Below are 14,154 nucleotides of genomic sequence, written 5' to 3' on the forward strand. Positions count from 1 at the left end.
AGGTTTTTGGTAAAACGGATGCCTCTGGTCTGCGCTGCCGCAGGATGTGAACCGTCAGGAGGGCGTTTGCATAATGCGGCAGTTTTGATATTGCCGGGATGTTCCTGTGTTCAGATATTGGCATTGGGCCGGTGAAGAAGGCAGGTACAGAAACAGCCTGAGACGGGCGGGAAGGAGATAGGGAGACATGATTTTTGACACACACGCCCATTATGACGACGAGGCTTTTGACGGCGACAGAGAGGAGCTTCTGGGCAGTCTGCAGAACCAGGGCATAAGGGCGGTGACGAATGTGGCTGCCAGCCTGAAAAGCTGTGAAACCACACTGGCATTGGCAGAAAACTACGATTTTATCTATGGAGCCATAGGCGTTCATCCCAGCGAGACGGCTGAACTGGATGAAAACGGCATGGAACGGCTGGAACACTGGTGCGGCTGTAAGAAGATCCGGGCAGTGGGAGAGATCGGCCTGGACTATTACTGGGAGGAGCCGGATCATGAGATACAGAAGAAATGGTTTGTTCGGCAGCTAGACCTTGCGCGCCGGAGCAGGCTTCCAGTGATTATCCACAGCCGGGATGCGGCCAGGGATACTCTGGATATCATGAAAGCAGAGGGGGCGGGAGAGATCGGAGGAGTGATCCACTGTTTTTCCTACACAAAGGAGATGGCCAGAGAGTATCTGAATATGGGCTTTTATCTGGGGATCGGAGGCGTCCTGACCTTTAAAAACGGCAGAAAGCTGGTTGAGGTGGCAGAGTACGCCCCTTTAAGCTCCATTGTGCTGGAGACGGACTGTCCCTATCTTGCGCCGGCACCTTACAGGGGAAAGCGCAATTCCTCATTGAATCTGGGAATCGTGGCACAGCGTCTGGCAGAGATCAAAGGTACAGACCGGGAGAGCGTTGAGCGGATCACCTGGGAAAATGCCGTGAAACTGTACCGTTTACAGAACCTTTAGACAGGATGTTCAGACAGTCCCAAAGGCATCTGCGAGACTGGCAAAGAACGTTTTGCGCCCCGGATTCCGGGCGTGCGCGCATCATACAGAAAAGCAGGTAAAACATACATGGATAATAAATTAGTTGATCCCAAAAAGACCATAGAAACCATCCAGAAATACCAGTTCGCTTTCCAGAAGCGGTTCGGTCAGAACTTCCTCATTGACAGCCATGTCCTGGATAAAATTGTGAATGCAGCCGGTATCACAAAGGAGGACTGTGTTCTGGAGATTGGTCCAGGCATAGGCACTATGACACAGTATCTGGCGGAGCACGCGGGCCGGGTAGTGGCGGTGGAAATCGATACCAATCTGCTGCCGATTCTGGCAGAAACCTTAAAGGATTATTCCAATGTGACGGTGATAAATGAGGATATCCTGAAGGTGGATATGAATAGCCTGGTGGAGGAGTATAACAACGGGAGGCCCATTAAGGTAGTGGCAAATCTGCCCTATTACATTACTACTCCTATCATTATGGGGCTTTTTGAAAGCAATGTTCCCATTGAAAACATTACGGTTATGGTTCAGAAGGAAGTGGCAGATCGGATGCAGGTGGGGCCTGGCTCCAAGGATTACGGAGCCCTGTCTCTGGCGGTGCAGTATTACGCCAGCCCTTATATTGTGGCAAATGTGCCGCCTAACTGCTTTATTCCAAGGCCGAATGTCGGTTCTGCGGTGATCCGCCTCACCCGTTATCAGGAGCCGCCGGTTCAGGTAAAGGATGCAAAACTGATGTTTCGCCTGATCCGGGCTTCCTTTAATCAGCGGCGAAAAACGCTGCAGAACGGACTGAACAATTCGCCGGAGCTGTCATTTTCCAAGGAGGAGATCGCAGCAGTGATTGAAAGCCTGGGACTGCCCGCAGCGGTGCGTGGAGAGGCTCTGACGTTAGAGCAGTTTGCGGCTTTGGCAAACGCATTTACAGAGCGGACAGAAAAGTAAGGTGTACAAACCGGTGGGAGGCTCCGGGATCAGGTGAAAGAAAGGAAGGGATCTATATGGCTATGAGCAAACGGACGGCCCGTATTCTTGGGGCGGCAGCTGCAGGAGGCGTTGTGCTGGTCACGATAAAAGAACTTCAGAAGGTAAAGCGCAGAAGGGAAGAGGAGAGACAGGAGGCCATTGACGCGGCGCTGGTACGCAATCGGGATTACGGCAGCCGCAGGGCGTATCTTATTGGCGGCGGTCTGGGTTCCATGGCGGCGGCGGCCTATCTGATCCGGGACTGCCATTTTCCAGGATCCCACATCACCATTTACGAGGGTATGAATATTCTGGGAGGCAGCAACGACGGCATCGGTACTCCCCAGAAAGGCTTTGTGTGCCGTGGCGGCCGTATGCTGAATGAAGAGACCTATGAGAACTTCTGGGAGCTGTTTGATACGATTCCGTCCCTTAAAAAGCCAGGACGCAGTGTGACCGAGGAGATCCTGGAGTTTGACCATGGGCATCCTACCTGCGCAAAGGCACGTCTGGTAGATAAGGACGGGAATATCTTAAATGTAAAATCCATGGGATTTAACCATGGAGACCGTATGGCTCTCCTGCGCCTCCTTCTGACCGACGAGAAGAAACTGGATGATCTGACCATTCAGGACTGGTTTAAGGAAACGCCTCATATTTTTGAGACGAATTTCTGGTATATGTGGCAGACAACCTTTGCCTTTCAGAAATGGAGCAGCCTCTTCGAGTTCCGCCGCTATATGAAACGTATGCTCTTTGAGTTTTGCCGCATCGATACGCTGGCCGGCGTTACCAGATCCCCCCTCAATCAATATGACAGTGTGATCCGGCCTCTGGAGGTGTATCTGCGGTCAAAAGGCGTGGAGTTCATGGAAAACTGTGAGGTGACGGATCTGGATTTTGAATCCGGTTCCGGCATAACGGTAAAAGCTCTGTACCTAAAGCGCCGGATTCAGGAGGAGGATGAGGACAGGGAATCCTTTGCTTTTGAGAAGGCAGCTCTGAAGCAGGGGGATCTCTGTATTATGACAAACGGCTGTATGACGGACAGCGCCACTCTTGGAAACCTGGATATGCCGGCTCCTGAGCCTTCCAAAAAGTCCATGAGCAGTGAACTCTGGTCCAGGATCGCGTCAGTGAAAATGGGAATGGGCGCACCGGAACCTTTTTTTTCAAAGCCGGATGAGAGCGCCTGGATGAGCTTTACTGTGACTGCAAAGGGGGATGCCATTTTAAAGGCTATCGAGGAATTTACGGGAAATGTGCCCGGAAGCGGAGCGCTAATGACCTTTAAGGATTCAAAGTGGCTTATGAGCAGCGTTGTAGCGGCCCAGCCTCATTTTGCCAATCAGCCGGAGGATGTGACGATCTTCTGGGCTTACGGCCTGTACCCGCAGGCTGTGGGTGATTATGTGAAAAAGCCCATGAAGGACTGTACGGGCAGGGAGCTTCTGACGGAGTATCTGCACCATCTTCATCCGACAGAGGAGAAGATTTGTGGACTGATGGATACGGTGATCCAGGTGATCCCCTGCTATATGCCCTATGTAGACGCGCAGTTTGAGCCTCGCAAATACACGGACCGCCCCGGCGTGATCCCCGCAGGATCTACGAATTTTGCCATGGTGAGTCAGTTTGTGGAGATACCGGACGACATGGTATTTACAGAGGAATATTCCGTGCGGGCAGCCAGGATGGCAGTATACGGACTGATGGATGTGCGCCGGAAGGTGATCCCGGTGACAGCCTACTGGAAGAGGCCGGGAGTGCTTTTAAAGGCAGTGTTAAAGGCGTACCGCCGGTGATGCGACTTTTATGGGGTTCTAATATTCTGCCGCATTTTAAGCAAGGAGATGTATATGGAAGGATTTTCCAATATTAAAAATAAGCTTTTGGCGGAGCAGGTTCAGGAACAGATTTACCATTATATTCTGGAACTGTCCATGAGGCCGGGAGATAAGCTTCCCAACGAATTTGAACTGGGAGAGAAATTCGGCGTAGGCCGCAGCACCATTCGGGAGGCTGTCAAACTGCTGGCTTCCCGCGGCGTACTGGAAGTGCGCCAGGGATCGGGAACCTACGTGGTCAGCACAACTCCTTCCGATCTTGATCCATTAGGCTTAAGCGGCGTGGAGGATAAAATTGCCCTGGCTCTTGATCTGGTGAATGTGCGCCTGATCTTAGAACCGGGCATTGCGGAAATGGCGGCTTTAAACGCGACGGAGGAGTCCATTCGGCAGCTGCGCTATCACTGCGACCAGGTAGAGGAGAAGATAAAGGCCGGCGATCTGTATATCAGGGACGATATTGCCTTTCATACCAGCGTGGCCCGGTGCTCTGGAAATATGGTTGTAGAGCAGCTGATCCCGATTATCGATACCGCAGTGCTGATGTTTGTAAATGTGACGCATCAGAAGCTGACAAAAGAAACCATTATGACTCACAGGGCTATTGTGGACGCCATTGCCGCCCATGATCCCATCGGAGCGAAAACCGCCATGATGATGCACATGACATATAACCGGAACATGATACTGAAACTGATGAAGGAAGAGAAAGAACAGAGGTGAGACAGGAGACAGATCCGGGGAAACTGTCAGATGATTTTGTAAGAAGAAATACCATGATCCATCCGATGAAAGTCTGGAATCTGTAAAAGATTCTGGACTTTTTGTGTATGATGCATAAAAATAAAAACAATTTTTCGGCATAAAGTAGAATGGTAATCTGATGACTTGAAAAAAAGAGGGCCAAATGCTATGATAAAAACAAAATACATCTGATGATTTTGAATGCAGGCTGCACAGCATGGCAAAGCGGCCGGCAAACATCAGATGCACGTACATACTTGGTTAAGAAGGAGGAATCATTAATCATGGAATTAAACAGTCAGAGAGTAAGGGCGCTTGCGCCGGAGAATGACCCGTTAAAGATGGGGATGGGATGGACCGTGGAGGATCTGGACAAGCCTCAGATCCTGGTGGAGAGTACCTTTGGGGACAGCCATCCCGGCAGCGCTCATCTGAATCAGTTTGTAGATGAGGCGATGCGGGGCATCTCGGATGCAGGCGCAAGAGGAGCCAGGTATTTTACTACGGATATTTGTGACGGCATTGCCCAGGGGCATGACGGAATCAACTACTCACTTGCTCATCGGGATATGATTGCAAATATGATCGAGATCCATGGAAATTCCACAGGCTTTGACGGAGGTGTGTTTATTGCCAGCTGTGATAAGTCTGTGCCCGCCTGCCTGATGGGGCTTGCAAGGCTGGATATGCCTTCTATCGTTATTACCGGCGGCGTCATGGATGCAGGTCCGGATCTTCTGACACTGGAACAGATTGGTATGTACTCCGCCATGTGCCAGAGAGGGGAGATTACAGACGAGAAGCTGACCTACTATAAGCACCACGCCTGTCCTTCCTGCGGCGCCTGCTCATTTATGGGAACTGCTTCCACCATGCAGATCATGGCAGAGGCCCTTGGGCTTATGCTCCCCGGCTCCGCTCTGATGCCGGCGACCTGTGAGGATTTAAAGGAAATGGCATATAAGGCAGGAAAGCAGATCACAGAGTTAGTTAAGAAGGGAATCAAGGCCAGCGATATTGTGACAGAGAAGGCATTTGAAAATGCTATTATGGTACACGCAGCTATCTCTGGCTCCACCAATTCCCTGCTCCACATTCCGGCTATGGCTCATGAACTGGGAATTGAGATTGACGCGGATACCTTTGACCGGATGCACCGGGGGGCGCATTATCTTCTGGATATCCGTCCCGCAGGAAAGTGGCCGGCGCAGTTCTTTTACTATGCGGGCGGTGTTCCGGCAGTGATGGAGGAGATCAAATCCATGCTCCATCTGGATGTGATGACCGTGACAGGAAAGACGCTGGGCGAGAATCTGGAGGATTTGAAAAAGAATGGTTTTTATGACAAGTGCGAAGGATATCTAAAGAAATGGGGCTTAAAGCGCACGGATGTGATCCGCACCTTTGACGAGCCTATCGGTGATGATGGAACTGTGGGAATCCTTCGGGGCAACCTTGCGCCGGAAGGCTCTGTTGTAAAACACTCCGCAGTACCGAAGGAAATGTTCAAAGCCGTATTAAAGGCAAGGCCCTTTGACTGTGAGGAAGATGCCATTGCGGCGGTTCTCTCCCACAGGATCCAGCCGGGAGATGCCGTATTCATCCGCTATGAGGGACCGAAGGGATCGGGTATGCCGGAGATGTTCTATACTACGGAGGCGATTTCCTCGGATCCGGAGCTGGGAAAGACCATCGCTCTGATTACAGACGGCCGTTTCTCCGGCGCTTCCAAGGGACCGGCTATCGGACATGTATCCCCGGAGGCAGCAGAAGGCGGCCCCATTGCCCTGGTAGAGGAAGGAGACCTGATTCGTATCGATATCCCGGAGCGGGTGCTGGAGATCGTGGGAATCCATGGTCAGGAGATGTCCAGGGAAGAGGTAGATAAGGTTCTGGCGGAGCGTAAGGCCGCCTGGAAGCCAAAGGCGCCAAAGTATACCAAGGGAGTTTTAAAGATCTACTCCGAGCACGCTGTATCCCCCATGAAGGGCGGATATATGGTATAAAAGGTTCTGTTACAGACGGTTGACGTCTGTTCCCAAACCCGCTATGATAAAGGAAAGATACAGGCATAGGAAAGGGGAGGGACAAAACCATGATATTCATCGGAGGCATCAGCCAGGGACAGAAGATAGTATCAGAGGGCCTGATCCGGCTTTGCGGCAGCTGCGGCAGCCGCGGCCGGTACCAGGTACTAATGATTTATACGTATTTCAGCTTTTTCTTCATTCCTCTTTTTAAATGGAATCGGCGCTACTATGTGAAAATGGACTGCTGCGAGGCGGTTTATGAACTGGAGCCGGAGGTGGGAAAGGCCGTTCTCAGAGGAGAAAATCCGGATATTACAGAGGCGGATCTTCGTCTGGTAAAGGAAGGACGGTATGCAGGAACCTGGAAGGAAGGTTCGGGAAAGGGTCATAAAAAGTGCATGAGGTGCGGCTTTGAAACGGATGAGGACTATAATTACTGTCCTGTCTGCGGAGGACGTATCTGAAACGCGGCAAAGGGAAAAGAATCCGGTTTCCCTTTGCCGTATTTTTTTTGCATTCAGGAGCACAAACGCCCAGTCAGGCAGCAATGGACTGGGGACAGCAAACATTTTACCAAAACCTGCTTTTCGATTTTACGTTCGTTTTTTATGATAGTAGAGGATTGACGTTAAGAAAATATTGAAAAGTATCAGAAACTGAAGGGAAGAAAAATGGCGAATATCTCATTGGTAAATGTGTGTAAGACGTATAAAAACGGCTATAGCGCAGTAAAGGACTTCAATCTTGAAATCCGGGATAAGGACTTTATCATCTTTGTAGGTCCGTCAGGCTGCGGCAAGTCCACTACTCTGCGGATGATAGCAGGTCTTGAGGAAATTTCCTCCGGAGAACTGTGGATCGATGACTGCCTGATGAACATGGTAGAACCGAAAAACAGGGAACTGTCCATGGTATTTCAGAATTACGCCCTGTATCCTCATATGAGCGTTTATGAAAATATGGCCTTCAGTCTTCGGGTGAGAAAGCTTCCAAAGGAGGAGATTGACCGCCGGGTGCGGGAGGCTGCCGGGACTCTGGAGATCAGCCATCTGTTAGACCGCAGGCCTGCGGCGCTCTCCGGCGGGCAGAGACAGAGAGTCGCCATTGGAAGCGTGATTGTAAGGCAGCCAAAGGTATATCTGATGGATGAGCCGTTGTCCAATCTGGACGCCAAGCTGAGGGGTCAGATGCGGGTGGAGCTTGCAAGGCTTCACAGGGAACTGGGGGCAACTATTATCTATGTGACGCACGATCAGGTAGAGGCCATGACCCTGGGAACTCGTATTGTAGTCATGAAGGATGGGAGAATCCAGCAGGTAGCCGCGCCGGCAGAGCTGTATGAGAATCCCATCAACCAGTTTGTAGCCGGATTCATTGGTTCGCCGTCTATGAATTTTCTGGAGGTTTCTGTGAAAAAAGAGAAGGAAATCACGTGGGTCTGTGGAAAAAGCTGGAGACTTCCCCTGGGCGCAGCGGCGGCCAGACGGGCAGCGGATCGGAGCTGTACGGGAAAACGGGTAATCCTGGGAATCCGGCCGGAGGATCTCCATCAGGAGGGACCGGATGGAGCGGCCCTGGAAATGGAGATCCACGTAAGAGAGCTTCTGGGGGCTGAGGTTATCCTTCATGGGGATATTGCAGGGGATATGGATGAAACAGGCGGGGCAGCAGATAAAAAGAGTCAGCTGGCCGCCAAGCTTCCTCCGGACTGTAATGCCCGTCCCGGCGAGCACATCCGCCTGTTTGCGGATATGAGCCGGATTAAGCTTTTTGATGCGGACACAGGGGAAAATATATTATACATATAAAAGGGAGCATTTGAAACATGAAAATCAGGGATTTTTTTAAGAAAACAGGCCCTTACGCCTATATCCTTCCCGCTATGATTGTTTTTGCCGTTTTCTTGTTTTATCCGTTTTTTAAGACTATTTATCTGAGTCTTTATAAGACAAATAAGATGGGCGAGGCAAAGCTGTTTGTGGGTTTTGGAAACTATACAGATCTTCTGACCTCCCCCGTATTCTGGGACAGCTTAAAGGTTACGGTGATCTTTGTAGTAATCGTGGTGGCGGGAAGCATGGCTCTGGGGCTTTTTGCGGCTGTGCTCTGCAATCGGACATTTCCGGGGATCCGGGCATTCAGCACGGCCTATGCGCTGCCCATGGCCATCGCCTCCAGTTCCGCAGCCATGATCTTTAAGATTATGCTCCACCCCTCGATCGGGATTGTGAATAAGCTTTTGGGACTTAATATCAACTGGATAAACGATCCCAGGTACGCTCTGGTCTGCGTGGCGGTGCTGACTGCCTGGTTAAACAGTGGAATCAATTTCCTGTATTTTTCCGCAGGCTTAAGCAGCATTGACGATTCCATTTATGAGAGGGCCTCCGTAGACGGGGCAGGCGGGATACAGCAGTTTTTTCGTCTGACCCTTCCGGGCTTAAGCCCCATTATGTTTTACACGGTAGTGGTAAATATCATTCAGGCCTTTCAGTCCTTCGGCCAGGTAAAAATCCTGACGGAGGGCGGCCCGGGAAATTCCACCAACCTGATCGTGTACTCCATTTACAGAGACGCCTTCTTTAACTACCGGTTTGGAAGCGCGGCTGCGGAGTCCGTGATTCTCTTTGCCATTATCATGGCGCTTACGCTTGTAATGTTTAAGATCGAAAAGAAAGGGGTCAGCTACTAATGGATCAGTCATTTGCAATCAAACGAGACGCCCGGATCACCAGGGAGCAAATCCAACGGCTTCATGAGGAGGCCAACCGAAGGGCCCTGCGCGTCCGCAGAATCCGCACGGGAATCCTGATTGGGCTTAATGTGGTCATGGCTGTTATTATCCTGCTGCCGCTCCTTTATGCCGTCAGCGTGGCCTTTATGCCCTCCAGCGAACTGTTTACAACGGAATTAAACCTGTTTCCGGCAAATCCAACGGGGGAAAATTTTGCCCAGGCCCTTGTAAAGGTGCCGCTGATGCGGTTTGTGCTCAATTCTTTTCTGGTGGCGGGACTGATTACCCTGGGGCAGATCATTTCCTGTTCTTTAGCGGCATTTTCCTTCTCATTCCTGGATTTTAAGGGGAAAGAGGCGCTGTTTATGCTGGTCATGGCTACTATGATGGTTCCCGGAGAGGCTACCATTATTTCCAATTATCTTACGGTCAGCAGCTGGGGATGGCTGGACTCCTATCAGGTGCTCATTGTTCCTTATCTGACCTCCGCTATGGGTATTTTCCTGTTCAGGCAGTTTTATAAGTCCTTTCCTATTTCACTGTATGAGTCGGCAAAGATCGACGGCTGCAGCAATCTGCGGTTTATCTTCCGTATCCTGCTTCCGCTGACAAAATCCGCCATCGGCGCAATGGCGGTGTACACATTTATCAACGCATGGAATATGTATATGTGGCCGCTGTTAGTAACTGGTTCTAATGAAATGCGTACTGTGCAGATCGGTATCAGTATGTTAAACAGTGTAGATGCCCAGTCAATTACGCTTATGATCGCCGGAGTGATTATGGTCATTATACCGTCTATATCCATTTTCGTTATCGGACAAAAACAGCTGATCCGGGGAATGTTCTCCGGAGCGGTCAAAGGCTGATGAAATACATAATGGTTTGAAAATAAGATTCCACTGGAGGAAAATGACGATGAAGAAAAGAACACTGATCCCTGTAATTGCTGCGGTAACAGCGGCCGCTGCCTTAAGCGGCTGCGGCGGGCCATCTTCTCAGACAGAGGCTGCAAAAGCTTCCCAGACGGGAACATCCGCCTCAGATACCGCTGCAGCTGGCCAGGAGACTGCAGGGAAAACTGATGCATCAGCCGGGGCAGGAGATGCCGCAGGACAGACCATCACCTTCTGGCATTCCATGGGAGGCGTCAACGGCGAGGCTATGGATTATCTGGTGAATAAATTTAATGAGGAAAATGATAAGGGCATTAAGGTAGACGCCCAGTATCAGGGAGAATATGACGATGCAATCAATAAATTAAAGAGCGCCCAGATTGGAAATATGGGCGCAGATCTGGTACAGATTTATGATATTGGAACACGCTTTATGATTGATTCCGGCTGGGTAATCCCCATGCAGGAGCTCATCGACGCAGACGGCTGGGACGCTTCTTCGCTGGAGCCCAATATTGCGGCCTATTATACTGTAGATAATAAGCTGTATTCCATGCCGTTCAACTCCTCTACGCCAATTCTTTACTACAACAAGGATATGTTTGAGAAAGCGGGCATCACAAACGTCCCTGAAAGCCTTCCTGAGATTGGGGAGATTGCGGAGGATCTGATGCAGAAGGGCGGGGCAGGTGAGCCCATTTCCTTAAGCATCTACGGATGGTTTTTTGAGCAGTTCACAGGAAAACAGGGGGCGGCCTATGTGGATAACGGAAACGGGCGCACTGGAGCTGCCACAGCGGTTGAATTTGATAAAAACGGTTCCGGCGCAAAAACGCTGGCTGCATGGAAGGAGCTTTATGATAAAGGGTATGCCCCCAATGTAGGCAAGGGCGGAGATGCCGGCCTGGCTGATTTCAGCGCCGGAAAGTCCGCAATGACCCTTGGCTCTACGGCGTCCTTAAAGCAGATTTTAGAGGATGTAAACGGCAAATTCGAGGTGGGAACCGCATATTTCCCCAAGGTAAGCCCGGATGATCAGGGCGGCGTTTCCATCGGCGGAGCCTCCCTGTGGGCGTTAAATAACGGGGATCCAGACAAGGAGGCAGCAGTATGGGAGTTCATAAAGTTCATGGTATCTCCTGAAAGCCAGGCATACTGGAATTCCCAGACCGGTTATTTCCCTGTTACCACTGCCGCTCATGATGAACCTGTATTTAAGGAGAACCTGGAGAAATATCCGCAGTTCGGTACGGCCATTGACCAGCTCCATGACTCTTCTCCAGAGTCTGCAGGCGCGCTTTTAAGCGTATTCCCTGAGGCAAGACAGATTGTGCAGACGGAAATCGAAAATATGCTCAATAACGGCGCCAGCCCTGAGGATACAGTGAATAAGATGGCGGAACAGATCAACAAATCTATTGAGGAGTACAATCTTTTAAATAATTAGAAATATGATCAAACTAATCGCAGTAGATATGGACGGAACCCTGTTAAATTCAGAGGGCCGCATTTCCAGGCGCAACGCTTACGCTGTCCAGTGCCTTCAGGCCCTGGGAACCGAGTTTTTAGTATGTACCGGAAGAAGCTATGAGGATGCTCTGCTTCCTTTAAAAGAGAGAGGAATCCGGGCGTCGGTAATCTGCATGAACGGATCCTGCATCTATGACTGGAACGGCAGGCTGGCAGACAAGACTGTTTTTCAGACAGAGCAGGTAAAACAGATCCTCCGGGCCGGAAAGGAATTTGGCGCTGTCTTTGATTTTATGACCAGTCGGGGAAGCTTTTCCATTTCCACAGAGGAGGAATTTCGGGACGCCTATGAAAGAGATATTCTTCTTCCTATGGCTGCATATTCCTATGAGGCGGTGAGAGACAGGTTTCATCTGGTAAGGGAGGAGGAGCTTTTTAGCCTGGGGCTGGAATTTTTCAAGATCTCTGTGCTTCATGCATCCTCGCAGACGCTCAATGACCTGAAGGAGCGCTTAAAGGAGATTGAGAATCTGGCTGTCGCCTCTTCTTTTTATACCAATCTGGAGCTGACACATAAGGATGCCCAGAAGGGAAAGGCGTTAGCGGCCTATGCCTCTGCACGGGGAATCCGGTTGGATGAGATCATGGCCATTGGAGACAGTGAAAACGATACCTCCATGCTGTCCATGGGCTTAAAATATACCATTGCCATGGGAAATGCCATGGAGTCGGTAAAAAAGACCGCCAAATGCCTGACACGCACCAACGATGAGGACGGAGTGGCATATGCTGTTGAGACTCTGATTTTATCCCAGGAGGCGCGTTCCAGAGGATAAAGCGGCGGCCGTTTTTAAGGTGGTTCCCAGAAAAAACTTGACACATACCAGTAAGCAGTGATATGCTGAGAAACAACAGGGAGCTTGTAGTGCAGGCTGAGAGGAAGTAATCGAACTTCGACCGATCGTACCTGATTTGGGTAATGCCAACGTAGGGAAATATTTCGACTGGATATGGACAGCAGGTTCATATGATGTATACACGGTCCGTTCCTTATGGGGCGGACCTTTTTGCGTCCGTCCGGCAGCCTCTTTGGGAGACGAATATTGATGTATTTGTACAACACCTGCAAGGAGGAAGATGAGATGGAATATACCACACAGATGGATGCCGCCAGAAAAGGCATCGTCACGAAAGAGATGAAAAAGGTAGCCGAAAAGGAGCAGTTTGATGTAAAGGAGCTGATGGCTTTGGTGGCCGAGGGACGGGTGGCGATCCCTGCCAATAAAAACCACTGCTGTCTGGATCCAAATGGAATCGGTTCCATGCTGCGGACCAAGATCAACGTAAACCTTGGCACCTCCAGGGACTGCAGGGATCTGGATATGGAGCTTGATAAGGTAAACAACGCGGTGAAGATGGGGGCAGAGTCCATTATGGATTTAAGCTCCTGGGGCGATACCCAGAAGTTCAGAAGAAAGCTGACGGCTGAATGTCCCGCCATCATCGGAACCGTGCCTATTTATGACGCAGTGGTATATTATCACAAGGCGTTAAAGGACATTACCACGGAGGAGTGGCTGAAGATTGTGGAAATGCACGCCCAGGACGGCGTAGATTTTATGACGATTCATGTGGGCATCAACCGCAGGACAGCAGACCGTTTTAAGGAAAATAAACGCCTGATGAACATTGTTTCCAGAGGCGGCTCTATTATCTTTGCCTGGATGGAGATGACAGGAAAGGAAAATCCATTTTATGAGCACTATGACAGGATTCTGGACATCTGCCGCAAGTACGACGTGACCATCAGCCTGGGAGACGCCTGCCGTCCGGGCTGCATCGATGATGCAACGGACATTTCACAGATCGAAGAGCTTGTAACCTTAGGCGAGTTGACCCGACGGGCCTGGGAGAAGGATGTGCAGGTGATCGTAGAGGGGCCGGGCCATATGCCTTTAAACCAGATCGAGGCCAATATGAAGATTCAGCAGACCATCTGCAAGGGCGCGCCTTTCTATGTGCTGGGACCTCTGGTGACGGATATTGCCCCCGGCTATGACCATATCACGGCAGCTATCGGCGGAGCTGTCGCAGCCTCCTGCGGAGCGTCCTTCCTCTGCTATGTGACTCCTGCGGAGCATCTGCGCCTTCCGGATCTCAATGACGTAAAAGAGGGTATCATCGCCTCTAAGATCGCAGCCCATGCGGCAGATATCGCAAAGGGAATCCGGGGAGCGGCTGACTGGGACCGCCGGATGAGCGAGGCCAGAAAGAAACTGGACTGGGAAAAGACCTTTGAACTCTCCATTGATCCCGAAAAGGCCAGAACCTACCGGGCCGCGGCAAAACCAGAGAAGGAGGATACCTGTTCCATGTGCGGCAATTTCTGCGCAGTGAAAAATATGAACCGGATTTTGGACGGAGAGATTGTAAGTATCTTTGATGAATGATGGATGTAAGGGAGTTT

12 protein-coding genes and 1 riboswitch are annotated in these 14,154 nt (G+C 50.6%); all 12 genes read left to right on the plus strand.

Annotated elements, in window-relative coordinates:
- Window positions 1-187 precede the first annotated feature (187 nt).
- The 12 genes from HW447_RS10760 to thiC all read left to right on the plus strand — a co-directional run bounded on the left by HW447_RS10760 (window position 188) and on the right by thiC (window position 14,137).
- Window positions 188-961 (plus strand): TatD family hydrolase, encoded by a 774-nt coding sequence (locus HW447_RS10760; protein ID WP_176255267.1) that lies wholly within the window; start codon window positions 188-190, stop codon window positions 959-961.
- Window positions 962-1,069: 108 nt separating this feature from the next.
- Complete coding sequence (gene rsmA, locus HW447_RS10765) at window positions 1,070-1,945, plus strand: 16S rRNA (adenine(1518)-N(6)/adenine(1519)-N(6))-dimethyltransferase RsmA (protein WP_176255268.1); 876 nt, start codon at window positions 1,070-1,072, stop codon at window positions 1,943-1,945.
- Window positions 1,946-2,001: 56 nt separating this feature from the next.
- On the plus strand, window positions 2,002-3,771 hold the full coding sequence (locus tag HW447_RS10770) for an oleate hydratase (RefSeq protein ID WP_330589173.1): 1,770 nt from the start codon (window positions 2,002-2,004) through the stop codon (window positions 3,769-3,771).
- Between the two features lie 54 nt (window positions 3,772-3,825).
- A complete protein-coding gene (locus HW447_RS10775) occupies window positions 3,826-4,536 on the plus strand; it encodes a FadR/GntR family transcriptional regulator (RefSeq protein WP_176255269.1) in 711 nt (236 codons plus the stop codon).
- Window positions 4,537-4,841: 305 nt separating this feature from the next.
- The gene (gene ilvD, locus HW447_RS10780) at window positions 4,842-6,563 is read left to right on the plus strand and encodes a dihydroxy-acid dehydratase (protein WP_176255270.1); all 1,722 of its coding nucleotides are present in this window, start codon (window positions 4,842-4,844) and stop codon (window positions 6,561-6,563) included.
- 89 nt (window positions 6,564-6,652) lie between these two features.
- On the plus strand, window positions 6,653-7,051 hold the full coding sequence (locus HW447_RS10785; protein WP_176255271.1) for a zinc ribbon domain-containing protein: 399 nt from the start codon (window positions 6,653-6,655) through the stop codon (window positions 7,049-7,051).
- A 207-nt stretch (window positions 7,052-7,258) separates the two neighbouring features.
- On the plus strand, window positions 7,259-8,395 hold the full coding sequence (locus tag HW447_RS10790; protein ID WP_176255272.1) for an ABC transporter ATP-binding protein: 1,137 nt from the start codon (window positions 7,259-7,261) through the stop codon (window positions 8,393-8,395).
- A gap of 17 nt (window positions 8,396-8,412) precedes the next feature.
- Window positions 8,413-9,279, plus strand: a complete 867-nt coding sequence (locus HW447_RS10795) for a carbohydrate ABC transporter permease (RefSeq protein WP_176255273.1) — start codon at window positions 8,413-8,415, stop codon at window positions 9,277-9,279.
- Window positions 9,279-10,190 (plus strand): carbohydrate ABC transporter permease, encoded by a 912-nt coding sequence (locus HW447_RS10800; RefSeq protein WP_176255274.1) that lies wholly within the window; start codon window positions 9,279-9,281, stop codon window positions 10,188-10,190. The genes HW447_RS10795 and HW447_RS10800 overlap by 1 nt, the downstream gene beginning before the upstream one ends.
- 49 nt (window positions 10,191-10,239) lie before the next feature.
- Window positions 10,240-11,664 carry an ABC transporter substrate-binding protein gene (locus tag HW447_RS10805; protein WP_176255275.1) on the plus strand — a complete coding sequence of 475 codons (1,425 nt, stop codon included), beginning with the start codon at window positions 10,240-10,242 and terminating at the stop codon, window positions 11,662-11,664.
- 4 nt (window positions 11,665-11,668) lie between these two features.
- A complete protein-coding gene (locus HW447_RS10810; protein WP_176255276.1) occupies window positions 11,669-12,523 on the plus strand; it encodes a Cof-type HAD-IIB family hydrolase in 855 nt (284 codons plus the stop codon).
- Window positions 12,524-12,589: 66 nt separating this feature from the next.
- Window positions 12,590-12,699: riboswitch (TPP riboswitch) on the plus strand.
- 130 nt (window positions 12,700-12,829) lie between these two features.
- Window positions 12,830-14,137, plus strand: coding sequence for a phosphomethylpyrimidine synthase ThiC (gene thiC, locus HW447_RS10815; protein WP_176255277.1), 1,308 nt, complete (start codon window positions 12,830-12,832; stop codon window positions 14,135-14,137).
- The last annotated feature ends 17 nt before the right edge of the window (window positions 14,138-14,154 follow it).

Source organism: Enterocloster alcoholdehydrogenati (assembly GCF_013282095.1).
In the GTDB taxonomy this organism is placed as follows: domain Bacteria; phylum Bacillota; class Clostridia; order Lachnospirales; family Lachnospiraceae; genus Enterocloster; species Enterocloster alcoholdehydrogenati.